Raw genomic sequence first — 21,257 nt, 5'->3', positions numbered from 1 at the left:
CCCGCGCTACCTCAATCCGCAGTAACCGGCATCGACCCCGCGATCAGCAGCGGGTCGATCCGGGAATTGCCCCATTTCATGCCCCAGTGCAGGTGCGGCCCGGTCGAACGACCGGTGGTCCCGATCGCACCGATCGTCTGCCCCCGGCGCACCAAATCCCCCCACCTTCACGTCGATCCGCGACAAATGCAGGAACGCACTGTTGAGGCTCATCCCATGGTCAAGCATCAACAGCTTGCCCTCCAGCGTGAAGTCCTGGTGCGCCGCCAGAATTACGACTCCGTCGGCGGGCGCGATCACCGGAGTACCGCTGGGCCGGGCCACATCCACCCCGGAATGATAGGAACCGGGCTCGCCCTTGTAGATGCGCTGCGACCCGAACAGGCCCGAGATGCGCCCGGTCACCGGCCACATGAAATCCTGACGCCAGCCCTGAACGTCATGCGATTTCGCCCGCGCCGCATTGATCTGTGCCAGTTCGCCGGGGCGACGGCGCTGAAACTCCGCAGTCGGTTGGGAATAGCGCGGCAGCGTGTTCAGCCGCTCGATCCGCCAGGCGCGTGGCTGAATCGTCAGGCTCTGGCGCAGGACGCTGCCGTCGACCCGCGTCGCGATCAGCTCGGCGCTGCCCCCCGCATCGCGGTCGAACGCAATCAGGAAACGGCCATCAGGAGCGACCGGAACGGCGCGACCATCAAGGGTGAGGCGGCTGGTCAGCGCTGGCGCGGTGCCCAGTACGGTGCCGCCCTGAATCATCGGGCCGTCGAAGCGAAAGGCGTTGCGGGTCTGCGCTGACTGGGCCGGGATCGCCGCGGCGACAGGCGGGGGCAGAGCGGCGACGGCGGGCGCGATCGGTTCGGGCACGATGCTGCACGTGCCCATCAGCACGAGTGTTGTGCCCGCGACGATCGTCCCGCCAAGTTTCCTCACGCCGTGGTCATCGCCTTCGTCGCGATCTCCGCCGAGGCATAGGCCTCCTGATCGGCAACGCTCCAGTAACGCAGCGCGTCGAGCGAGATCTTTTCCCCGCTCACCGCGCAGACAACATGATCGCCCGACGACAGCACGCGAAAGCCGTTCGCCATATAATGAAGCCGCGCCGGACGGGCGGAATTGGACGACATCAGCATGGCAACGCTCACTCTTTGCAATTGGGGCGGGCTAGAACAGGCCGGGCTGTTCGGGCTTGTCCCCAGCATAGGGCTTGCCGCCGCCGCGCTCAACCCGCGCGTCCACCGGGCCGTCTCGGAAATGAAGGGTCAGCGCCCCGGCGGCGCGCGCGTCCGCGGCGCTGGCGATCACCTTGCCGCTCGCCTTGGCGCCGACCCGGACATAGCCGCGCTGCAGCAGATTGTCGGGATTGACCGCTTCGAGCAGCTTGCGTGCACCTTCCAGCCGATGGCGCAACCCCTCCAGCTTTCGCTCCAGCACCGCCGGGCGCAGCGCCCCGCCCGCTCGGTCGAGCACACCGCGCGCCACCGTAACCCGCCGCTCCAGCCCGCGATCGAGCCGCGCGGCGAGGTCGTCGGCCTTTTGCCGCTGCGGCCCGAGCAGCGCATCGCGCCGGGGAATGACGCGAACCAACGCCTGCAGCCGTTCACTGCCGCGCTCGTGGTAACGGCGCGCGCAACGTTCCGTCCGCAGCGCGAGGGTCGCGATATGGTGGCTAAGGTCGGCGCGCACCGGCACCGCCAGCTCCGCCGCCGCAGTCGGGGTCGGCGCGCGCATATCCGCCGCGAAATCGCACAAGGTGGTGTCGGTCTCATGCCCGACTGCCGAGATGATCGGGATGCGGCACGCCGCAACCGCACGCACCACCGGTTCCTCGTTGAACGCCCACAGATCCTCGATCGAGCCACCACCGCGCGCGACGATGACCAGATCGGGACGCGGCACCGGGCCATTCTCCGGCATCGCATCGAACCCGCGCACCGCTGCCGCGACCTCCGCTGCCGCGCCATCGCCCTGCACTTTGACCGGCCACACCAGCACCCGCGTCGGGAAGCGATCCGCCAGCCGGTGGAGGATGTCGCGGATCACCGCGCCGGTGGGCGAGGTGACGACGCCTATAACCCGGGGCGCAAAGGGTAACGACTGCTTGCGCGACGCATCGAACAGCCCCTCGCCCGCCAGCTGCGCCTTCAGCTTCTCGAACAGCGCCATCAAGGCGCCTTCGCCGGCCAGCTCCATCCGCTCGATCACGATCTGGTATTTCGACCGTCCCGGATAGATGGTCAGCTTGCCGGTCGCGACCACCTCGACCCCGTCCTGCGGGCGGAACGGCAGACGGTCGGCGGCGCCACGCCACATCACCCCGTCGATCACCGCATCGGCATCCTTCAGCGCCAGATAGACATGCCCCGACGCCGCGCGCTTATAGCCCGAAATCTCGCCGCGCAGCCGGACATGGCCGAACTCGCCCTCGACCATCCGCTTCAGCTTCTGCGACAATTCGCCAACCGACAGCGGCGCATCATTGTCCCCTTCCCGCCCCTCGGCTACCAGCCGCGGATTATCGAAGTCGTCGAAGGGGTCTGACATGAACGTCCTGTTGCTTGGGTCGGGTGGCCGCGAACATGCGCTCGCCTGGAAGCTCGCGCAATCGCCCCGGCTCGATAGCCTGCATGCGATCCCCGGCAACCCCGGAATCGCCGATCATGCGACCTGTCACGACGTGCCGTTGACCGATCATGCGGCCGTCATCGCCTTTTGCCGCGCGCACGCGATCGGTTTCGTCGTGGTCGGCCCCGAAGCACCTTTGGTCGATGGCCTGAGCGACGCGCTGCGCGCCGCCGGGCTCCCGGTGTTCGGCCCGTCGCGAGCTGCCGCCCAGCTGGAGGGGTCGAAGGGCTTCACCAAGGATCTGTGCGCGCGCGAGAATATCCCGACCGCCGGTTATGTCCGCGTCCGCGACCTCGACACCGCCCGCGCCGCGCTGGCCCGCGACTTCGGACGACCGGTGGTGATCAAGGCCGACGGCCTAGCTGCGGGCAAGGGCGTCACCGTCGCGATGAGCGAGGACGAAGCCCAGGCCGCCATCGCCGCGATCTTTGAGAAACCCGGCGGCGAAGCGGTGATCGAGGAGTTTCTGGAGGGCGAGGAGGCGAGCTTCTTCGTCATCGCCGATGGCACGAACTTCGTGACCTTCGGATCGGCCCAGGATCACAAGCGCGTCGGCGACGGCGATGTCGGGCCGAACACCGGCGGCATGGGCGCCTACAGCCCCGCCCCGGTGCTGACCCCGGCGCTTGAAGCCGAAGCGATCGAGACGATCATCAAGCCGACGATCGCAGGTATGGCCAAGGCCGGAACCCCCTATTCGGGCGTGCTCTACGCCGGCCTGATGCTCACCCGCACCGGACCGAAACTGATCGAATATAACGCGCGCTTCGGCGATCCCGAATGTCAGGTGTTGATGATGCGGCTGGAGGACGACCTGCTCGACCTGATGCTGGCGACCGAGGCGGGCTCGCTTGCTGGTCGTGCCGCGCCCCGTTTCTCGGAAAACACCGCGCTCACGGTGGTGATGGCAGCTAGGGGCTATCCCGGGACGCCCGAGACTGGCGGCGCGATCGGCGGGATCGACGCGGCGGAAGCGACCGGCGCGAAGGTGTTCCAGGCAGGCACCCGGCTGGACGGCGGGAAACTGGTCGCAGCGGGCGGTCGCGTCCTCACCGTCACTGCGACCGGTGCCAGCGTCACCCAGGCACAAGCCGCCGCCTATCGCGCGGTCGATGCGATCGACTTCCCCACCGGCTTCGCCCGCCGCGACATCGGCTGGCGCGAAGTGGCGCGGGAGCGGAGCTGACCGCAGATCTGACACTTTCAGTCAATTCATGTAACATTATCACCTGTTCATCTGCGGCTCATCCGGGCGGGAGCACGCCTTGGCGCTCCATCGCGACCCAAGGGGACCGCCCATGAAGCGCACCGCTGCTCTCGTCTCGCTTTGCCTCTTGCTGGGTGCTGCTGCGCCGCCGCCGGGCCAGCATCGAACCCACCGCCCGTCCCCACCGCGCGCCGACAATGACTCGCCGGTGCGCTGCAAGATCGGCAAGGCCGACTATCGCCCCGGAGCGATAATGCCCCAGCGGCGCTACTTCTCGCCGCCAGCTCCGCCCCCACCCCCGCCCCTGCCATCGGCACCGCCGCCGCCGGTGATGGCCGCCCCCGCCCCCGGGCGATCGTGCCGGGTTCGGCTGCCGATGCGGCGCGGATGAAGGTCGCGCCGGGACACGTCGCACAAGCGGCTCCCTATGGCGCGCCGGGCAATCGCGAGCGCTATGAAGGCAAGGCGGTCGCTGCGGTTCAATCGGTTGCAACTGCGCCCGTCTCGACCTTCTCGGTCGATGTCGACACCGGGTCCTACTCCAATGTCCGCCGCTTCCTGCAAAAGGGGCAGACGCCGCCCGCAGAGGCCGTGCGGACCGAGGAGATGATCAACTATTTCCGCTATGATTATCCGCTGCCCGCCACGCGGCAGGCACCGTTCAGTGTGACCACCGATGTCGCGACGACGCCGTGGAACCCCGACACCCGCCTCGTCCGCATCGGGCTGCGCGGCTATGACGTGACGGCACAGGGCCGCCCAGCCGCCAACCTTGTCTTCCTGGTCGACGTCTCGGGATCGATGAGCAGCGACGACAAGCTGCCTCTGGTCAAACGCGCGCTGACCATGCTCGCCGACAAACTGACCGCAAAGGACAAGGTGTCGATCGTCGTTTATGCGGGCGCGGCGGGGGTGGTGCTCGACCCGACATCCAGCCCTAAGCATATCCGCGCCGCGCTCGACTGCCTCGAAGCGGGCGGGTCGACCGCAGGCGCGGCGGGCATCCAGCTCGCCTATGACATCGCCAGCGCGAACTTCATCAAGGGCGGGATCAACCGCATCTTCGTCGCCACCGATGGCGACTTCAACGTCGGGGTCAGCGACAACAAGGCGCTGGAAGCGATGGTGAAGAAATATCGCGACAGCGGAGTCACGCTCACCACGCTCGGATTCGGCGAGGGCAATTACAACGAGGCGCTGATGGAGCGCATCGCCGATCTGGGCAACGGCAACTACGCTTACATCGACAGCGCAATGGAGGCGCAGAAGGTGCTCGACGACGAGCTCAGCGCCTCGCTGTTCACCATTGCCAAGGACGTGAAGGTCCAGGTCGAGTTCAATCCGGCGCAGGTCAGCCAGTACCGCCTGATCGGGTACGAGAACCGCGCGCTGGCCGAGGAGGATTTCGACAATGACGCGGTCGACACCGGCGACATCGGTGCCGGGCATCAGGTGACCGCGCTCTACGAAGTGGTGCCGACCGGGGCGAAGGGCTGGCTGCCCGACCGCCGCTATGACGGCAACCGCCCGCCCGCACCGACCGCCTCGGGCCGCGAACTGGCCTTCGTGAAGCTGCGCTACAAGCTGCCGGGCGAGGATGCCTCGCGGCTGATCGAGAAGCCGGTCCCAGCGGCGCTGCTGCGTACCGCCCCCCGCACCGAGCGGTGACATGGCGTTTGCCACCGCCGTCGCCGCCTTCGGACAGAAACTGCGCGGCGACAAATATCTCGGCGGCTACAGCTATGCTGCGATCCGGGGCCTGGCGGGCCACCCGCGGGGCTATTGGCGCAACGAGTTCCTCAAGCTCGCCCAGTTGGCCGCGGTGCAGGAGGTACGCAGCGCGTCGAAGGACTGATGGGCCCGATCGATCTTCTCGCGCATTGTGACTGAGGATTTGCGCGGGGAGATGGCGACATGGACGAGAAACCCTATGTGCCCCCGGCCGGAATGGCCGAGGCATTCGAATGGGCGACGGTCACCCACTTCCTGCTGATTGCGCTGCTCGCTGCGGGGGCCATCGCGATCATCTGGTGGGGCCGCCGCCTGCACCGGCGCTGGAAGGAAGCGCGTGACGAAGCCGCGCGGGCCGCGCAGGAGCGCGAGGCGGAGAACTAGGCTTCGATCTCGCTGAGCAGCAGCTTGTCGATCTTGTGGCCGTCCATGTCGACGATCTCGAAGCGCCAGCCTTGTTCGACAAAGCTCTCGCCTTCGTTCGGAAGCCGCTTGAGCACCGCCAGCGCCAGGCCCGCGACGGTGGCGTAATCGCGGTCCTCGGGCAGCTCGATCTTGATCCGGTCGGCCAGCGCGTCGGCGGCGAGCTGGCCCGACACCAGCAGCGACCCGTCGTCGCGTACGGTGATCGCCGGATTGTCCCCCGCATCGACATCCGACGCGAACTCGCCCGCAATGGCCGCGAGCAGATTGGCGGGCGTCACGATCCCCCTCGAAATGCCCATATTCGTCATGGACGAAGCCCATCGGCACCGCCGCGCGGCGCAGCGCACCGAGCGCGTCCATCGCATCGACCTGATCGGGCAGCACCGGCGCGGTCTGGGCGAGCGCGCGCAGGTCGAGCGGACGCCCTTCGATCAGCGCAGTCACCACGTCGCGCGCCTGCACCACGCCGATCACCGCATCGACCGACCCGTCGGCGACGGGCAGGCGCGTGTGCGGCGTGGCTGACAAAGCGGCGCGGATCGCGGCCTCGTCCAGATTGACGTCGATCCAGTCGACTTCGGTGCGCGGGGTCATCACCTCACGCACCGGGCGGTCGGCCAGCCGCACCACGCCCGAGATGATCGAGCGCTCATGCTCCTCGATCACGCCCGAATGGGTCGCCTCTGCGACGATCATGTGCAGCTCTTCGGCTGTCACGCTATTCTCGGATTCGCGGTTAAGCCGCAGCAGGTGGAACACCAGCGCGCTGCTACGGTCCAGCACCCACACGATCGGCGCGGTGATTCGCGCGAGCAACTTCATCATCGGCGCAATGATCACCGCGAACGGCTCGGGCGAGCGCAGCGCGAACTGCTTGGGCACCAGCTCGCCGAAGATCAGCGAGACGTAGGTGGTAAAGGCGATAACGATGGCGAAGCCGATCGTCTGCGCCAGCTCAGCCTCGACCCCCAGCGCCTCGATTCGCGCGCCGGCCGGGGTGCCCAGGCTCGCGCCCGAATAGGCGCCGTTGATAATGCCAATCAGGGTGATGCCGATCTGCACCGTGGACAGGAACTTGCCGGGGTCGGCGGCGAGATCGATCGCGGCTTGCGCGCCGCGCTTGCCGGTGCGCGCCATCGCCTCCAGCCGCGCCTTGCGCGCCGACACGATCGCGAGTTCGGACATGGCGAACACGCCGTTGAGCGCGACCAGGGCGAGAATGATCGCGACGTCGATCCAAGGTATGGGGGAAGCGGGTCCATTGGCCTGCTCCCCCCATAGTCGCATTCATCCCGGTTTCACAACGCCCGATTCACATCCTGTCGGTGCGCAGGCGGAACAATGGGTCCGGCCCGACCGTTTGGCGCGTGAAAGTTCATGGAGGTATCAATGCATATTCCAACCAACTGGGCGGTCATCCCCGCTGTCGCCGCGCTCGCGCTGACCGGTGCCTGTGTCACCGATCCGGTGACCGGCGAGCAGCGAATGTCGAAGGCCGGAATCGGCGCGATCGGCGGTGCGCTCGGCGGATATCTGCTCGGCGACATTGTCGGTGGCCGCCGCGACCGGACCGAAAAGATCGTTGGCGCTGGCATCGGCGCGGTCGCGGGTGCGGCGATCGGCAATTACATGGACCGGCAGGAACGCGAGATTCGCGAGCGGACCGCCGGGACCGATGTCGAGGTGATCCGTCGCGGCGATGATCTTATCCTGTCCATGCCGTCAGGCATCACCTTCGCCACCGACAGCTCGACCGTTCAGCCGCAGTTCCGCCCGACGCTGGACAAGGTCGCCGACGTGCTCGACCGGTACAACCAGACCTATGTCGACGTGTACGGCCACACCGATTCGGTCGGCACCGACGCCTACAACCAGGCATTGTCGGAACGCCGAGCCCGGGCCGTCGCCGACTATCTCGTCTCTCGTGGGGTGGAAGCCGCGCGGCTCGAGACGCTCGGCTATGGTGAAACCCAGCCGATCGCATCGAACGGATCGGTCGAGGGCCGCGCCCAGAACCGCCGCGTCGAGATCAAGATCGTCCCGATTCGGGAAAGCGACATGCGGCGCTAACGTCCCTCATCCGGATTCGCGAGCAACCAGGCAGCGCGTACGTAGCGCGTGACCAAGGCCCGGTAGCTCGCGCGTTCGGCGATCGCGGCGGGAGTAGTCCCGGGCAGGGCGCGGATGCGATCGAGCGACCCGGCCTCGGCCTGACGCAGCATCGACCGCTCTGCACCGGCGTCTCCCAAACGCGCGTAGAGCCGGGCCAGATTGAGGTTGAGGAGGCTCGCGGCGGGATAGGCGTCGCGCAACTCCGCGCCGCGCAGAATCGACCGGGCGGACCAGCGCTCGCCGGCATGTGCCAGAGATATCGGCAACAGCGCAACGATCAGTGAAAGGGCTATCGTTCGACCGGGCAGCCCCCCCGATCTACCCCGATCTGGACAGGAGAAGAAATAGCGTTTTCTGTCAGATAGATCTGACTAACGCCGCGAGACAAAAAACTCCCGCAGCAACGCCCCCCGCCTCTGCCTCGCCGATCCCCGGATACACTTCGGGCCGGTGATGACAGGTCGGCTGGGTAAAGAAGCGCGGGCCATGTTCGACCGCACCGCCCTTGGGATCCGCCGCGCCGTAATAAAGGCGGGCGATGCGGGCATGGGCGATGGCACCGGCACACATCGCGCAAGGCTCCAGCGTCACCCACAGGTCGCAATCCTCGAGCCGGTCGCGGCCTAGCGCCTGTGCCGCTGCGCGAATCGCCAGAATTTCGGCATGGGCGGTCGGGTCGTGCAGCGTGCGCGGCGCATTGGCCGCAACCGCGATCACCCGGTCGCCTCGCATCACCACCGCCCCGACCGGCACCTCGCTGGTCTCGGCGGCGGCACGGGCGGCGTCGAGCGCGGTGCGCATCGGTTCGGGCAGCGGGAACATCGTGCCGCTATGCCCCAAGCCGCGACGGCCCGCCACTGCGCGCCGCCGCCATGCGGGCTGCAGAGGTTACTTGGTGGCGGCGGCCGGGGTCGGCTGGGCCCTCTCAACCTCGACGGTCGGCACCTGGATCGTCTTGTTCTCCATGGTAATGGTCGGCACCTGAATCGTCGTGTTGGTGGTGCCCATGCCGACATCGCCGACATCGGCGGCGACGGTCGGTGCCTTGCCGCCTTCGAACTTGATCGTCGGAAGCGAACCCGACTGCATGTTGATGCTGAGCATGCCGAGTGACATCAGCACGACGACCACAACGGCCGCGAGGCCCAGAATCGCAAGAAGTCCACGCATCGGCTCGATCTCCCTATTCGGATCGTTTGCGAAATAACGCGTCATTGACCATAGGGGGTTGCACGCACGGCGCGAAACAGGGCGATGCACGGTTGACGAAATCGCGCTGTCCCGTTATCGGGCCGCTCTTTCCCGGCACCGCCGGACAGGCTGAAACCTAGGAACGATCCGATGTCGCGCATTTGCGAGCTGACCGGCAAGGGCCGGCAGGTGGGACACAATGTTTCCCACGCCAACAACAAGACCAAGCGCACCTTTCTGCCGAATCTGCAGAATGTGACGCTGATGTCCGAGTCGCTTGAGCGCTCGATCCGTCTGCGCGTGTCGACCCACGGCCTGCGCTCGGTCGAGCATAATGGCGGCCTCGACAACTGGCTGCTCAAGACCGGCGACGAGAAGCTGTCGCTGCGTGCGCGCCGCCTGAAGCGCGAGATCGCCAAGAAGGCGACTGCCGCGGCCTGATCCCTTCGGGGTTCGCCGTCAACGACCGGCCCGCTCCCGCTGGGACGCGGGCCGTTCGGCGTTTTTGCGGGCAGCGGCGTCCGTTTCCCTACATTTCCAGCCGGAACTTGAGCAGCAGCGAACGCTGCATCCACCACTGATTGTCGTCCGATGCGATCCACAGGATCGTATCCCGGCCCTCGCGGGTGACGGCCATCGCTTCGAAATTGTCGTGCAGCACAGGCGGCTCGAATCGCGCGACCTCGCGCCCGGCAACGATCGCGCCGGGCCGGATCGCGCCGCGCGGGACAATCGTCAGCGTGGCGGTGAACATGGTCGATAGCGCAAAGCGGCGATTGAGAATCGCGAGTCGGCCATCAGGCAATTCGACCATGTCCGTCGGTTTGAACCCGCGCGGCGGGCGGTAACTGAACGCGAATCCACGCTGCGGTGCGAGCACCGGATCGGTGCTGAACATCAGCCCGCGTACCGTTCCCTTCGCGCTCCCCTTCCTGTCCTCAGCCAGCGTGACGAAGCGACCGTCGCGCAACCGTGCCAAGGACTCTGCCCCACCATTGCTGGGCCATTTCGCCATCGCCGGAGGCGCGACATGCCGTTCCGCCCGCGCGAAGCGCGGGGCATAGCGCCAGATCTGGTTCGCGCGTTCGAACCCCACCCAGAGCTGGCCTGTCGCGGGGTCGCGGGTCAGCGATTCGCTGTCGCGTTCCCGCTTGTGCCAGCCCTTGCCCGGGCCCAGCGGGAGTTCGGCAAAGCGCACTGCACGCGGCGTCCAGTCCTGCCCCATGTCGAATGATATGATGTTGCCGCCGTCGCTCAGCAGGGTGAACCGATCGCCCTCCACCATCATTGCGGAAAAGCCACCGAACGCCGCCCCCCGCCCCGACAGCGCGACACCGCCCAGAAAGGTCAGGCCGCCCACTCTGACGCGGTTCGGATCGCCTCGGTCGAGCACTACCCGTTCCGCCCGGATCGCCGCGTCGCGAGGCAACAGCGGCAGGCGCGGTTCCCCCGACCAGTCGGGCAGGAACAGCAGCAGCAACAGGATCGACAGGAGGATACGCATCGCAGCCTCTTCATAGCGGCCGCAATCACGCCGCAAAGCTGAACCTCAGATAACAGCGTCGTTCAGCGTGCGTTGGCCCCCCGTTCAGCTAAACGACAGCCAAGCTGTTCCGCGGCTTATTTCGCGGACCTGCCCGATATGCCGGTGCGATCCGAACGCCCTGCCCGACTTCCCGTGTTGCGTACCGGGACCAGGGCACTCCCCCTTGGGCGCTCCGGGCGCACCGGCACCCCCATTGGCGTCATTCCAGTTGGGCGCCGACCCGCGCGCCGCTTCAGCGAAGCTGGAACAACGCTACGACGTCGCAACGATCCTGAACCGCAGATAACCGCAGCATTCAGGGAGCACTCAATGCGATTGTGCGAATCCCTTGTTCAACGAATTGCACGAACAAGGAGACACGACATGTTCAAGAAGCTTTCCCTGGTCGGCGCCGCGCTGGCGATGACCGGAACCGCTCTGGTCCCAGCGACCCAGGCTTCGGCACAGAGCCGCTACGAGTATCGCGACGGTCGCAGCTATCAGCGCGACGGCTATCGTGAATATCGCCGGGGCGACCGCCGCTACCAGTCGCGCTCGCGCGCGGCCGAAAAGTGCCGCGACGGTGACGGCGGCACGATCGTCGGCGCGATCGCTGGCGGCCTGGCCGGTAACGCAATCGCCGGTCGTGGCGATCGCACACTCGGCACGATTTTGGGCGGTGTCGTCGGCGCGCTCGCCGGACGCGAGATCGACCGGTCGGACCGTCCGGGCTATTGCCGCCGCTAAGCCGATCGCATGATCGCGTGAATTGGGCCGGTTTCCTGCGGGAAGCCGGCCCTTTTCGTGTGAACAACTTGGCCAACCGCGCGTTGAACGGGCATGCTGAAACCTTGCAATGATTCCGCGCATCCGCTGGCGGACCGTTTTCGCGCCTTCGTCAAATCCACCGAATTTCCCTGTGTCGGCGCGAAGTCGGCGCTGAGCCGCGACCGCATGCGATTTGTCGTCGGGAAGGATATCGGTTCGGCCTGGGACGACCTGCGCATCCTACCGAGTCTGCACGACCTGGCCGCGAACTATCGCGCCGAGCCCGAGCTGTTTCAGTCGCTCGTCGTGCTGTTCGAACAGGACCGCGCGCTCGACGAACCTGCGTTCGAAGCGAATCTGTGGGCGCGACTGCAATCGCTGACCGACAAGGACGAATGGCTGGGGCAGGAAGCCGACCCGCGCGTCAGCCATGACCCAGACGACCCGCATTTCTCGCTGAGTTTTGGCGGTGAGGCATTCTTCGTTGTCGGCCTCCACCCGCATGCCAGCCGCCCGGCGCGGCGGTTCGAGCGGCCTGCTCTGGTGTTCAACCTGCACGACCAGTTCGAACAGCTGCGCGCGCAGGGGCGCTATGAGAAATTGCGCGATTTGATCGTCGCGCGGGATGTGGCGCTGGCCGGTGCTCCCAATCCGATGCTCGCGCTCCACGGCACGGTGTCGGAGGCGCGGCAGTATAGTGGGCGGATGGTCGATCCCGAATGGCGCTGCCCCTTCCGCGGGCGGGAGGGAGCACAGGATGCCGCATAGGATCGAGCCGCGCTCGGGCGTCGCGTTCGAGTTGCCCCGCGGCGCGTTGCTGACCGTGACTGACCCGACGGGCGAACAGGTGGCCGATCTGCTGGCCTACAAAAAGGACGATGTCCGTGAGGTGATCTCGTCGGGGCGCACGCTGGATTATGCTAGCCGTATCTATCTGACGAGGGGCGATAAACTCTATTCGAACCGCAGCAATGTGCTGCTCGAAATCGTCGCGGACGATGTCGGGCGGCACGATTTCCTGCTGACCCCGTGTTCAAAGGACACGTTCCGGATCATCTATGGCGACACCGATCCGCATCGCGGCTGCTTTGGCAACCTCGCCGCCGCGCTCGCGCCCTATGGGGTCGCAGAGGACATGATCCCGACCGCGTTCAACTGTTTCATGAACGTGCCGGTCGACGGACAAACGGGCGAGTTGCGCGTCGACCCGCCGCTGAGCAAGGCGGGGGACCGGATCGTGTTTCGCGCGATGGAGGATCTGGTGATCGGCCTGACCGCCTGTTCGGCACTGCAGTCGAACAACGGGTCGTTCAAGCCGATCGACTGGGAAATAACGCCGCCGGAGTAATCCGGCGGCGCTGTCCGCTCAATTTCCGGTCGGGAAACCGCGGCGCTTGAACAGCGCGTTGACGTCCGTGTCGCGGCCTCGGAACGCCTTGTACGCTTCCTTGCGGTCGGTTTCGTTGCCTGTTTCCAACAGGATCGTGCGGAATTTGTCCGCCACGCCCTTGTCCCAGACATTGCCGCTTTCCTCGAACGCGGCCCAGGTGTCGGCGTCCATCGTCTCCGACCAGAGGTAGCTATAATAGCCAGCCGAATAGGCGTCGGAGGAGAAGAGGTGGTTGAACTGCGGCAGGCGGTGCCGCATCACGATTTCCTTCGGCATGCCCAGAGAAGCGAGCGTGTCGCGTTCGAACGCGTCAGGATCGGTCACCGGGGTGTCGCGATTGTGGAGTTGCATGTCCACGATTGCCGATGAGAGATACTCGACCGTGTCGAACCCCTGGTTGAAGGTCGACGCCTTCTCGATCTTCTCCACCAATGCCGCCGGGATCACTTCGCCCGTCTTGTAATGCTTGGCGAAGCGGTTGAGCACGTCGGGGGTCAGCAGCCAGTTTTCGTTCACCTGGCTGGGATATTCCACGAAGTCGCGCGGCGTGCCGGCAAGGCCCGGATAATAGACGTTGCCGAGCAGGCTGTGCAGCCCGTGACCGAATTCGTGGAACAAAGTCGCGGCGTCGTCGAGGCTGATCAACGTCGGCTCGCCCGCCGCGCCCTTGGTGAAGTTGTTGTTGTTCGACGCCAGCACGATATTGTCGCCGCGCAGCCCCGAACGGCTGCGATAGCTGGTCGCCCATGCGCCCGACCGCTTGCCCGCGCGCGCGAAATTGTCGAGGTAGAAGACGCCGATCGTCTTGCCGAGGCGCTTGACCTCGAACGTCCGCACATCGGCCTGGAACACCGGAATCGTGCCGGTATTTTCCTTGAATTCAAGGTCGTAAAGGCGACCGGCAGCATAGAACATGGCGTTGACCATGTTGTTGAGCTCGAGATACGGCTTCACCTCGCTCTCATCGAGGTCGTATTTCGCCTTGCGAACCTTCTCGGCATAGAAGCGATAGTCCCAGCCTTCGATCTTGATCTTCGGCCCCTTGCCCGCCGCCGCTTCGGCATCGGCAAGCGCCTGCATGTCGGCGACTTCCTGGCGGACGCGCGCGACCGCAGCCGGCCAGACCGACATCATCAGCTTCGTCGCATTCTCCGGCGTTTCGGCCATCGTGTCGTCCATGCGGTAATGGGCATGGGTCTTGAAGCCGAGGATCTTGGCGCGCTCCTGACGCAGCTTCAGGATGTTGGCGATGATCGCGTTGGTGTCGTTCGCACCGCCATTGTCGCCGCGGTTGATATAGGCGTTGTAGACCTTTTCGCGCAGCGCGCGGTTGGTGGCGTACATCAGGAAGGGTTGCATCGACGAACGGGTGTTCTTGACCGCCCACTTCCCCGCCTGCCCGCGCGACTTGGCCTCTTCGGCAAGGCTCGCCTTGAAGCTGTCGGGCAGGCCGGCGAGGTCCGCCTCGCTGTCGATGAGGATCGCGGTTTCCTCATCCGCCAGCACGCGGCGGCTGAATTCGGTATAGGCGACCGACAGCTCACCGTTGATCCGCTTGATCTCCGCCTTCTGCGCCTCGTTGAGCAACGCCCCGGAAGTCACGTAATCGCGATAGGTGCGTTCAAGCAGGCGCATCTGCTGGGCATTGAGGCCGAGCGTCTGGCGCTTGTCGTACAGCGTCTTCACCCGCTGGAACATCTTGGGGTCGAGGCTGAGTTCGGTTGAGAAGGCCGACAGCTTCGGGCTCCACTCGCGCGCGATCTTCTGCACCTCGGGAGTGGCGAGGTTGCTGGTATAGACACCCCAGACAGGGAAGATGCGCGACAGGGCGGTGGTTGCCTTGGCCGGCGCCTCGATCGTGTTGGCAAAGGTCGGCGCCTCGGGATTGTCGCGGACCTTGGCGAAGGCGGCACGTGCCTCGGCCATGCCCTTCTCGAAAGCTGCCGGGAACATCGCCGGGGTCACCTTGTCCCACTGGGGAACGCCGTCGAACGGACCGGGCCATTTGTCGGTCATGGGTGCCGCATCGGGGGCGGCTGCGGTCGGTTGGGCGGGGGCCGCAGTCTGTGCGGCGGCGGGCAGGATCGACAGGATCGAGGCGGTGGCGAGCAGGATCGCGCCGGAAACGGGCTTCATGAACTTCCCCTGGGAGGTGGTGTGATAGGCGGATGATACGGGGCGATCCCCGCTTGGCAAGCTTGACTCGACGAACGGTAAGAACAAAATAGGAACATATTTCCCGAGTCGGAGTCTGTTGTCGGATCATGGCCGATCCCGCCATCATCAGCCAGTTGCGCGAAACATTGAGCGCCATCGAGGGCAGCGGCTTTCGCCGCCGCCCGGTGCTGCCGTTCGGCATGCAGCGGATGGACGCGCGGCTCGCCGATGGCGGATTGCGGCTCGATGCGCTGCACGAGGTGGCGGGAGCGAGCGCGGACCTGACCGACGATGCCGCCGCGACGTTGTTCGTCGCGGGGATCGCGGCGCGCGCCTGGGGACCGGTGCTGTGGGTCATGCGGCGGCGCGACCTGTTTGCGCCCGGCCTCTATCAGGCCGGACTCGCGCCCAAGCGCGTCCTTTATGCCGAGGCGGCGGACGATGACGAACTGCTCGCGATCATGGAAGAAGGGCTGCGTCACCGCGGGCTGGGCGCGGTGGTGGGCGAGGCCCGGCGCGTAGCGATGCCCGCGACCCGGCGGCTCCAGCTGGCGGCGGAGGGCGGGCGCACCATCGCCCTTCTGATGAAGCGCCACCCGCGTCACGGCGGCGACCCGCTTGCCGCGCCATCGGCGGCGGTGACACGCTGGCGGGTCGGCTGCGCGCCGTCCTCGCCGCTCCCGGTCGAGGGCGTCGGGCGCGCGCGCCTGGCAGCTTGCGCTTGCCCGACAAAAGGGGGTGATCCTTTCGATATCCTGGTGGAGGCATGCGATGAAACGGGTCGCTGCGCTCTTCCTGCCCGGCTGGCCGATCGAACGGCTGCGGCAGGCGGAGCGGACCGCACAGCCGCCGCCGCCTGAGGCCGCGCCCGACGTGCAGCTGGACGCGGTGCTAGGCACTTTGGGCGACGCGGCGGCAGCGGAACAGCAACATGCCTGTTCGGTCCCGCGCGGCGGCGGCTGGCGCCCCGGCGCGCGCTGGGCGCGCGACGACATCGCAGCGCTCCCGGCGCATCAGCGACCGTCGAAGCGCGAACTGGGGCGGCGCGAGGAGGCGGCGGGGAACCCGTTTCGCCCGATGCAGTCGGACGAGGTGCGCAGCCAGGTTCCGGCCGGGGGAGTCTCCGATTGAGTTCCTCCCCCAGCGTGCGGGGGGAGGGGGACCATCGCGCAGCGATGGTGGAGGGCCGCGCCGCAGGCGCGGGATGTGCGGCAGCCGACCGCCGCCGCTGCGCGGCGGCCCCTCCACCCTGCCCTGCGGGCGCGGTCCCCCTCCCCGAGCAAGCTCGGGGAGGAATTGCCCCCCTCGTCACCTCCCTCCGCGCCGGCAATCGCGTGCTGGTCGCCGCCGCCTGTCCGCACGCCCGTGCGCTCGGCATCGTTCCTGGCATGGCGGTGACGCAGGCGCGCGCCTACCTGCCCGGCCTCGAAATCCGCCCCGCCGACCCGGAGGGGGACCTTGCCGCGCTCCACCGACTTGCGCTGCTGGCGGCGCGGCGCTGGGCGCCGAGCGTGGCGATCGAGGGGAGCGACACGCTGCTGATCGACCTGACCGGGGTCGCGCATCTCCATGGCGGCGAGGCGCGGATGGCGGCGCGGATTATCCGCCTGCTGGCGCGGCGCGGCCATGCGGGTCGCATCGCGATTGCCGACACGCCGGGGGCGGCCTGGGCGCTGGCGCATTACGCCAGACATGATGCCGTGCTGATCTGTACCCCCGGCCAGCACGCCGGCGCCCTCGCCCCGCTCCCCATCCCCGCGTTGCGCGTCGATCCGGCTGCGGTCGAACTGCTGCGTCGGTTGGGCGTGGAGCTGATCGGGCAGCTTGCCGCGATGCCGCGCGCCCCGCTCGCCCGGCGGTTCGGCGGGGCGCTGGTCACCCGGCTCGAACAGGCGCTGGGCACCCTTCCCGAACCGCTCGATCCCATCGTTCCGCGCGAGGCCATCGCCGTACAGCGCCGTTTCGTCGAGCCGGTCGCGACCGCCGAAGGGATCGCTCACTGGATTGCTGCACTGGTGCCCGAACTCTGCGCCGCACTCGAAGCTGCGGGCCTTGGCGCGCGTGCGGTTGAGCTGGTGGCGGACCGGGTCGATCATGTCCCACAGCGCATCCGCATCGGCCTTGCCCGCGCCAGCCGCGATTGCCTGCACCTGATCCGCCTGATCATGCGGCGGATCGAGGATGTGGAGCCTGGCTATGGCATCGACGCGATCACGCTGCGCATCCGCCGTACCGAACCACTGGCCGCACGCCCGGTCGACGAGCGGCTGGACGAGGAGGCGAAGCCCGATCTTGCTCCGCTCGCCGATACGCTCGCCACCCGCATCGGATCGCGCCGGATGTGGCGCAGCCGCCCGGTCGAGAGCGATGTGCCCGAGCGCAGCGTCGGGCGTGAGGGCGTGCTAGATCCGCCCGACCGCAGGGCCATGCGGATGAAAACGGGCGATGTCCGCCAGCTCCTGTCGACCACGCCGCCCGACGCCTGGCGTCCCGACTGGCCGCGCCCGGCACGGCTGCTCGCCCGGCCGGAACGGCTCGACCATGTGCTGGCCGAACTGCCCGACCAGCCGCCGCGCCGTTTCACCTGGCGCGGGCGGACGATCCGGGTGGTGCGCGCCGACGGGCCCGAGCGGATCGCCGGGGAATGGTGGCGACGTTCGGCCGAAACCCATGCCGTGCGCGACTATTTTCGCGTCGAGGACGAGGGCGGCCATCGTTACTGGCTGTTCCGCCGCGGCGATGGCGAGCGGGGGTGACGGGCGACCTCAGCTGGTATCTCCACGGATTGTTCGGGTGAACTACACCGAGCTTCAGGTCACCACCCATTTCTCGTTCCTGCGTGGCGCGTCGTCTCCGCTCGAGCTGTTCTCTGCCGCCGCGCTGATGGGTCATGCGGCGCTGGGGGTGACCGACCGCAATTCGCTGGGCGGGGTGGTACAGGCGCTGTTCGCGTGTGACCAGCTGGCGCAACAGGGCGTCGATATCCGCCCGATCAATGGCTGCCGCCTCGACCTGGCCGATGGCGCATCATTACTGGTGTGGCCAGAGGACCGAGCGGGGTGGAGCCGCCTCACCCGCCTGCTCACGCTGGGCAAGTCGCGAGTCGATGCCCAGCGCGGCGAAAAGGGCCAGTGCATCCTGCATTGGGAGGATGTTGCGGAGCATTGCACGGGACTGGTCGGCGCGCTGGTGCCGCGCGGGGCGGACGGTGACCTGGCCTGGATGGCCGATTTGTTCGGCACGTCCGGCCATGTCTGCATGACGCCGATGCGCCGCCCGAACGAGGCGGTACGGCTCAACGCGGTGTATGACGATGCCCGCCGCTTCGGGCTGACCCCACTCGCGACCGGGGACGTGCTGTACCACCATCCCGACCGGCGGATGCTGCAGGATGTGGTGACGGCAATCCGCGAGGGATGCACGATCGACGCGCTCGGGCTGCGGCGCGAGCGGAGCGTCGAGCGGCACCTCAAGTCGCCCGAGGCGATGGCGCGCCGCTTCGCGCGCTGGCCCGATGCGATCCACGCCAGCGCCGCGATCGCCGAGCGTTGCAGTTTTTCCCTGCGTGGGCTGCGCCACCAATATCCTGAAGAAGAGGTGCTGCCGGGCAAGTCGCCGCAAGAGGCGCTGCGCATCCTGGCCACCAATGGACTGCGCCAGCGGTTCGGCGGCAAGCCGTCACAGGCGCATCTCGATTTGCTGGAGCATGAGCTGGGGCTGGTCGAGCAGATGGGCTATGCGCCCTATTTCCTAACCGTCAATTCGATCGTCCAGTCCGCGATCAGCCAGCAGATCCTGTGCCAGGGGCGCGGGAGCGCGGCCAATTCGGTGATCTGCTTCGCGCTCGGCATCACCTCGATCGACCCGGTAAAGCATCAATTGCTGTTCGAGCGGTTCATCAGCACCGAGCGCCGCGAGCCGCCCGACATCGATGTCGATTTCGAGCATGAGCGGCGCGAGGAAGTGATCCAGTGGATCTATGACAGCTATGGCCGCGACCATTCGGCGCTGACCGCGGTGGTCAGCCGGTTCCGCACGCGCGGTGCGGTACGCGAGGTAGGCAAGGCGCTGGGGCTGCCCGAGGATCTGACCGGCGCTTTGTCGAGCCAGGTCTGGGGCTGGTCGAGCGACGGGGTGCCGGAGGAACATGTCGCGGCACTGGGCCTCGACCCCGGCGACCATCGGCTGGCGCTGACCCTCAGCCTTGCGCGCGAGCTGATCGGGACGCCGCGGCATCTGTCGCAGCATCCCGGCGGCTTCGTGCTGACCCGCGACAAGCTGCATGACCTGGTCCCGGTCGAGCCCGCAGCGATGATCGACCGGCAGGTGATCGAATGGGAGAAGGTGGACCTTGAATATCTCGGCTTCATGAAGGTCGACATATTGGGGCTGGGGATGCTGGGGTGCATGCGCCGCTGCTTCGACCTGCTGGCACAGCATAAGGGGGTGACACTGACCATGGCGTCGCCGGTGATGCAGGAAGACGACCCGGCGACGTTCAGGATGATCCGCCAGGCCGATACGCTGGGCGTGTTCCAGATCGAAAGCCGCGCGCAGATGTCGATGCTGCCGCGGATGAAGCCGGAGAATTTCTACGACATCGCGATCCAGGTGGCGATCGTGCGCCCGGGGCCGATCCAGGGGAATATGGTCCACCCCTATCTCAAGCGGCGGCAGAATCCGGACCAGGTCGAATATCCCTCCCCAAAGCTGAAGAAAGTTCTCGAGAAAACGCTGGGCGTACCGCTGTTCCAGGAACAGGCGATGCAGGTGGCGATCGAGGGAGCGGGTTTTTCGCCGAGCGAGGCCGACCGGCTGCGCCGCGCCATGGCGACGTTCAAATCGACCGGGGGGATCGGGCCGTTCGAGGCGAAGCTGATCGACGGGATGCTGGCGAACGGCATTGCCAGCAGCTTTGCAGAACGGCTGGTCGAGCAGATCAAGGGGTTCAGCAATTACGGCTTTCCCGAGAGCCATGCGGCGAGTTTCGCCAAGATCGCTATCGCCTCGTGCTGGATGAAGTGCCACCACCCCGATCTGTTCTGCGCGGCGCTGCTCAATGCGCAGCCGATGGGATTCTATGCCCCGGCACAGTTGGTGCGCGACGCGCGCGCGCATGGGGTGGAAGTGCATCCGGTCTGCATCAACGCAAGCGACTGGGACACGGGGGCACTGCCCGGCCTGCCCAATCGCCGCCCGCGTCATGCCGCCTATTGGGGCAGCGACGATGGCTGGGCCGGGCTGATGCCGCTGCGACTGGGCATGCGGGTGGTGCATGGGCTGGCGCAAGAGGATGGTGCGGCGATCCTTGCGGCGCGCGCTGCCGGCGGTCCCTTCACCTCGGTCGAGGAGGCGTGGCGGCGCTCCGGGGTGAAGCCCGCCGCACTGGAACGGCTGGCACGGGCCGATGCGTTTCAGGCGCTGGAGCTCAACCGGCGTCAGGCTTTGTGGGCGATCAAGGGGCTGGCGAACCGGCCACTCGACCTGTTCGCCGCCGCCGACCTGCGCGCGGGGCGGACGCGACCCGAAAGCGTCGAGGTGCCGGTCGCGCTGCTCCCCCTGACCGCCGGGCGCGAGGTGGTGGAGGATTATCGCGCGACCCAATTGTCGCTGCGCGCGCACCCGCTGACCTTCCTGCGCGCGAAGCTGGTGGCGCGCGGTATCCGGCCGTGCGGCGACCTGACCGGCATGAAGGACGGTGCGCGGGTCGAGGTGGCGGGGCTGGTGCTGGTCCGCCAGCGGCCGGGCAGCGCCAGGGGCGTCGTCTTCGTCACGCTGGAGGACGAGAGCGGCATCGCCAACGCGGTGCTGTGGTCCGACCGGTTCGAGCAATATCGCCGCACCGTGATGACCGCGACGATGCTGGCGATCCGTGGCAAGGTGCAGCGCGAGGGGATCGTGATCCATGTCGTCGCCGATGCGATCACCGACCTCACCGCGATGCTGCGCGAGATCGGCGAGATCGACCTGCCGCGCATGACCATGCCCGGCGACGGCGCGACCCATGGCGGCGGCCCCGACCCGCGCGAGGCCGGGCCGCGCTGGCCCCCGCCCTATGACAGCAGCCACTGGCGCGGCGGCGAAGCGATCCCGGTCAAATCAAGAGATTTTCACTGACCGCCGCGCGG

General features: G+C 67.1%; 19 protein-coding genes and 3 pseudogenes. 13 read left to right on the top strand and 9 right to left on the bottom strand.

Annotated features, from left to right (window positions below):
- Nucleotides 1-11: 11 nt before the first annotated feature.
- The 3 genes and pseudogenes from LRS12_RS09030 to xseA all read right to left on the bottom strand — a co-directional run bounded on the left by LRS12_RS09030 (nucleotide 12) and on the right by xseA (nucleotide 2,541).
- Nucleotides 12-882: pseudogene (locus LRS12_RS09030) on the bottom strand (M23 family metallopeptidase).
- A 44-nt stretch (nucleotides 883-926) separates the two neighbouring features.
- Complete coding sequence (locus LRS12_RS09025) at nucleotides 927-1,130, bottom strand: DUF2093 domain-containing protein (RefSeq protein ID WP_374580654.1); 204 nt, start codon at nucleotides 1,128-1,130, stop codon at nucleotides 927-929.
- Between the two features lie 31 nt (nucleotides 1,131-1,161).
- On the bottom strand, nucleotides 1,162-2,541 hold the full coding sequence (gene xseA, locus LRS12_RS09020) for an exodeoxyribonuclease VII large subunit (protein WP_257844294.1): 1,380 nt from the start codon (nucleotides 2,539-2,541) through the stop codon (nucleotides 1,162-1,164).
- On the opposite strand from xseA, the gene purD reads away from it, so the two are divergent.
- The 4 genes from purD to LRS12_RS09000 all read left to right on the top strand — a co-directional run bounded on the left by purD (nucleotide 2,540) and on the right by LRS12_RS09000 (nucleotide 5,944).
- Nucleotides 2,540-3,808: a phosphoribosylamine--glycine ligase gene (gene purD / locus LRS12_RS09015; RefSeq protein WP_257844293.1), complete on the top strand. Its 1,269-nt coding sequence runs from the start codon at nucleotides 2,540-2,542 to the stop codon at nucleotides 3,806-3,808. The genes xseA and purD overlap by 2 nt on opposite strands.
- Nucleotides 3,809-4,186: 378 nt before the next feature.
- Nucleotides 4,187-5,497, top strand: a complete 1,311-nt coding sequence (locus LRS12_RS09010) for a VWA domain-containing protein (protein WP_257844292.1) — start codon at nucleotides 4,187-4,189, stop codon at nucleotides 5,495-5,497.
- A 1-nt stretch (nucleotide 5,498) separates the two neighbouring features.
- Nucleotides 5,499-5,684 (top strand): YfbK domain-containing protein, encoded by a 186-nt coding sequence (locus LRS12_RS09005; RefSeq protein ID WP_257844291.1) that lies wholly within the window; start codon nucleotides 5,499-5,501, stop codon nucleotides 5,682-5,684.
- A 59-nt stretch (nucleotides 5,685-5,743) separates the two neighbouring features.
- Entirely contained in the window at nucleotides 5,744-5,944 is a 201-nt protein-coding gene (locus LRS12_RS09000; RefSeq protein WP_257844290.1) for a hypothetical protein, read from the top strand.
- Here the strand turns inward: LRS12_RS09000 and LRS12_RS08995 are convergent.
- Nucleotides 5,941-7,273, bottom strand: a pseudogene (locus LRS12_RS08995) (hemolysin family protein). The gene LRS12_RS09000 and the pseudogene LRS12_RS08995 overlap by 4 nt on opposite strands.
- Before the next feature lie 102 nt (nucleotides 7,274-7,375).
- Between LRS12_RS08995 and LRS12_RS08990 the strand changes: the two are divergent.
- A complete protein-coding gene (locus tag LRS12_RS08990; RefSeq protein WP_257844289.1) occupies nucleotides 7,376-8,056 on the top strand; it encodes an OmpA family protein in 681 nt (226 codons plus the stop codon).
- Here the strand turns inward: LRS12_RS08990 and LRS12_RS08985 are convergent.
- The 3 genes and pseudogenes from LRS12_RS08985 to LRS12_RS08975 form a co-directional block, all read right to left on the bottom strand.
- Complete coding sequence (locus LRS12_RS08985; protein ID WP_257844288.1) at nucleotides 8,053-8,364, bottom strand: hypothetical protein; 312 nt, start codon at nucleotides 8,362-8,364, stop codon at nucleotides 8,053-8,055. The genes LRS12_RS08990 and LRS12_RS08985 overlap by 4 nt on opposite strands.
- 105 nt (nucleotides 8,365-8,469) lie before the next feature.
- Nucleotides 8,470-8,899 (bottom strand): annotated as a pseudogene (locus tag LRS12_RS08980) (nucleoside deaminase).
- An 87-nt stretch (nucleotides 8,900-8,986) separates the two neighbouring features.
- Nucleotides 8,987-9,268, bottom strand: coding sequence for a hypothetical protein (locus LRS12_RS08975; RefSeq protein ID WP_257844287.1), 282 nt, complete (start codon nucleotides 9,266-9,268; stop codon nucleotides 8,987-8,989).
- Nucleotides 9,269-9,439: 171 nt separating this feature from the next.
- Between LRS12_RS08975 and rpmB the strand changes: the two genes are divergently transcribed.
- Nucleotides 9,440-9,730 (top strand): 50S ribosomal protein L28, encoded by a 291-nt coding sequence (rpmB, locus tag LRS12_RS08970; protein ID WP_257844286.1) that lies wholly within the window; start codon nucleotides 9,440-9,442, stop codon nucleotides 9,728-9,730.
- A gap of 88 nt (nucleotides 9,731-9,818) precedes the next feature.
- Here the strand turns inward: rpmB and LRS12_RS08965 are convergent, their stop codons facing one another.
- Complete coding sequence (locus tag LRS12_RS08965; protein WP_257844285.1) at nucleotides 9,819-10,793, bottom strand: esterase-like activity of phytase family protein; 975 nt, start codon at nucleotides 10,791-10,793, stop codon at nucleotides 9,819-9,821.
- Between the two features lie 405 nt (nucleotides 10,794-11,198).
- On the opposite strand from LRS12_RS08965, the gene LRS12_RS08960 reads away from it, so the two are divergent.
- From LRS12_RS08960 to LRS12_RS08950, 3 genes are all read left to right on the top strand, one after another.
- Entirely contained in the window at nucleotides 11,199-11,561 is a 363-nt protein-coding gene (locus tag LRS12_RS08960) for a glycine zipper 2TM domain-containing protein (protein ID WP_257844284.1), read from the top strand.
- A 93-nt stretch (nucleotides 11,562-11,654) separates the two neighbouring features.
- A complete protein-coding gene (gene gntA, locus LRS12_RS08955; RefSeq protein ID WP_257844283.1) occupies nucleotides 11,655-12,350 on the top strand; it encodes a guanitoxin biosynthesis heme-dependent pre-guanitoxin N-hydroxylase GntA in 696 nt (231 codons plus the stop codon).
- On the top strand, nucleotides 12,340-12,930 hold the full coding sequence (locus LRS12_RS08950) for an urea carboxylase-associated family protein (protein WP_257844282.1): 591 nt from the start codon (nucleotides 12,340-12,342) through the stop codon (nucleotides 12,928-12,930). Before gntA ends, LRS12_RS08950 begins: the two co-directional genes overlap by 11 nt.
- Nucleotides 12,931-12,948: 18 nt before the next feature.
- Here the strand turns inward: LRS12_RS08950 and LRS12_RS08945 are convergent, their stop codons facing one another.
- Nucleotides 12,949-15,108, bottom strand: coding sequence for a M3 family metallopeptidase (locus LRS12_RS08945; RefSeq protein WP_257844281.1), 2,160 nt, complete (start codon nucleotides 15,106-15,108; stop codon nucleotides 12,949-12,951).
- A gap of 128 nt (nucleotides 15,109-15,236) precedes the next feature.
- On the opposite strand from LRS12_RS08945, the gene LRS12_RS08940 reads away from it, so the two are divergent.
- From LRS12_RS08940 to LRS12_RS08925, 4 genes are all read left to right on the top strand, one after another.
- Entirely contained in the window at nucleotides 15,237-15,989 is a 753-nt protein-coding gene (locus LRS12_RS08940) for an ImuA family protein (protein ID WP_257844280.1), read from the top strand.
- Nucleotides 15,901-16,260, top strand: a complete 360-nt coding sequence (locus LRS12_RS08935) for a hypothetical protein (RefSeq protein WP_257844279.1) — start codon at nucleotides 15,901-15,903, stop codon at nucleotides 16,258-16,260. Before LRS12_RS08940 ends, LRS12_RS08935 begins: the two co-directional genes overlap by 89 nt.
- Before the next feature lie 203 nt (nucleotides 16,261-16,463).
- Complete coding sequence (locus LRS12_RS08930; protein ID WP_257844278.1) at nucleotides 16,464-17,885, top strand: DNA polymerase Y family protein; 1,422 nt, start codon at nucleotides 16,464-16,466, stop codon at nucleotides 17,883-17,885.
- On the top strand, nucleotides 17,869-21,246 hold the full coding sequence (locus LRS12_RS08925) for an error-prone DNA polymerase (protein WP_257844277.1): 3,378 nt from the start codon (nucleotides 17,869-17,871) through the stop codon (nucleotides 21,244-21,246). Before LRS12_RS08930 ends, LRS12_RS08925 begins: the two co-directional genes overlap by 17 nt.
- Nucleotides 21,247-21,257 lie beyond the last annotated feature (11 nt).

This window comes from Sphingomonas sp. J344 (assembly GCF_024700005.1).
Classification (GTDB): Bacteria; Pseudomonadota; Alphaproteobacteria; order Sphingomonadales; family Sphingomonadaceae; genus Sphingomonas.
The sequence above is the reverse complement of the archived record's forward strand: the minus strand, read 5'-3'. Positions and strand labels throughout refer to the sequence as shown.

What these genes read in the sequence shown, in the direction of transcription:
- LRS12_RS08975 (WP_257844287.1), bottom strand. Translation starts at nt 9,268, where the DNA reads ATGCGTGGACTTCTTGCGATTCTGGGCCTCGCGGCCGTTGTGGTCGTC.
- LRS12_RS08945 (WP_257844281.1), bottom strand. Translation starts at nt 15,108, where the DNA reads ATGAAGCCCGTTTCCGGCGCGATCCTGCTCGCCACCGCCTCGATCCTG.
- LRS12_RS08935 (WP_257844279.1), top strand. Translation starts at nt 15,901, where the DNA reads ATGAAACGGGTCGCTGCGCTCTTCCTGCCCGGCTGGCCGATCGAACGG.
- LRS12_RS08990 (WP_257844289.1), top strand. Translation starts at nt 7,376, where the DNA reads ATGCATATTCCAACCAACTGGGCGGTCATCCCCGCTGTCGCCGCGCTC.
- gntA (WP_257844283.1), top strand. Translation starts at nt 11,655, where the DNA reads ATGCTGAAACCTTGCAATGATTCCGCGCATCCGCTGGCGGACCGTTTT.
- LRS12_RS08960 (WP_257844284.1), top strand. Translation starts at nt 11,199, where the DNA reads ATGTTCAAGAAGCTTTCCCTGGTCGGCGCCGCGCTGGCGATGACCGGA.
- rpmB (WP_257844286.1), top strand. Translation starts at nt 9,440, where the DNA reads ATGTCGCGCATTTGCGAGCTGACCGGCAAGGGCCGGCAGGTGGGACAC.
- LRS12_RS09000 (WP_257844290.1), top strand. Translation starts at nt 5,744, where the DNA reads ATGGACGAGAAACCCTATGTGCCCCCGGCCGGAATGGCCGAGGCATTC.
- LRS12_RS09005 (WP_257844291.1), top strand. Translation starts at nt 5,499, where the DNA reads ATGGCGTTTGCCACCGCCGTCGCCGCCTTCGGACAGAAACTGCGCGGC.
- xseA (WP_257844294.1), bottom strand. Translation starts at nt 2,541, where the DNA reads ATGTCAGACCCCTTCGACGACTTCGATAATCCGCGGCTGGTAGCCGAG.
- LRS12_RS08950 (WP_257844282.1), top strand. Translation starts at nt 12,340, where the DNA reads ATGCCGCATAGGATCGAGCCGCGCTCGGGCGTCGCGTTCGAGTTGCCC.
- LRS12_RS08940 (WP_257844280.1), top strand. Translation starts at nt 15,237, where the DNA reads ATGGCCGATCCCGCCATCATCAGCCAGTTGCGCGAAACATTGAGCGCC.
- purD (WP_257844293.1), top strand. Translation starts at nt 2,540, where the DNA reads ATGAACGTCCTGTTGCTTGGGTCGGGTGGCCGCGAACATGCGCTCGCC.
- LRS12_RS09025 (WP_374580654.1), bottom strand. Translation starts at nt 1,130, where the DNA reads ATGCTGATGTCGTCCAATTCCGCCCGTCCGGCGCGGCTTCATTATATG.
- LRS12_RS08965 (WP_257844285.1), bottom strand. Translation starts at nt 10,793, where the DNA reads ATGCGTATCCTCCTGTCGATCCTGTTGCTGCTGCTGTTCCTGCCCGAC.
- LRS12_RS08925 (WP_257844277.1), top strand. Translation starts at nt 17,869, where the DNA reads ATGGCGAGCGGGGGTGACGGGCGACCTCAGCTGGTATCTCCACGGATT.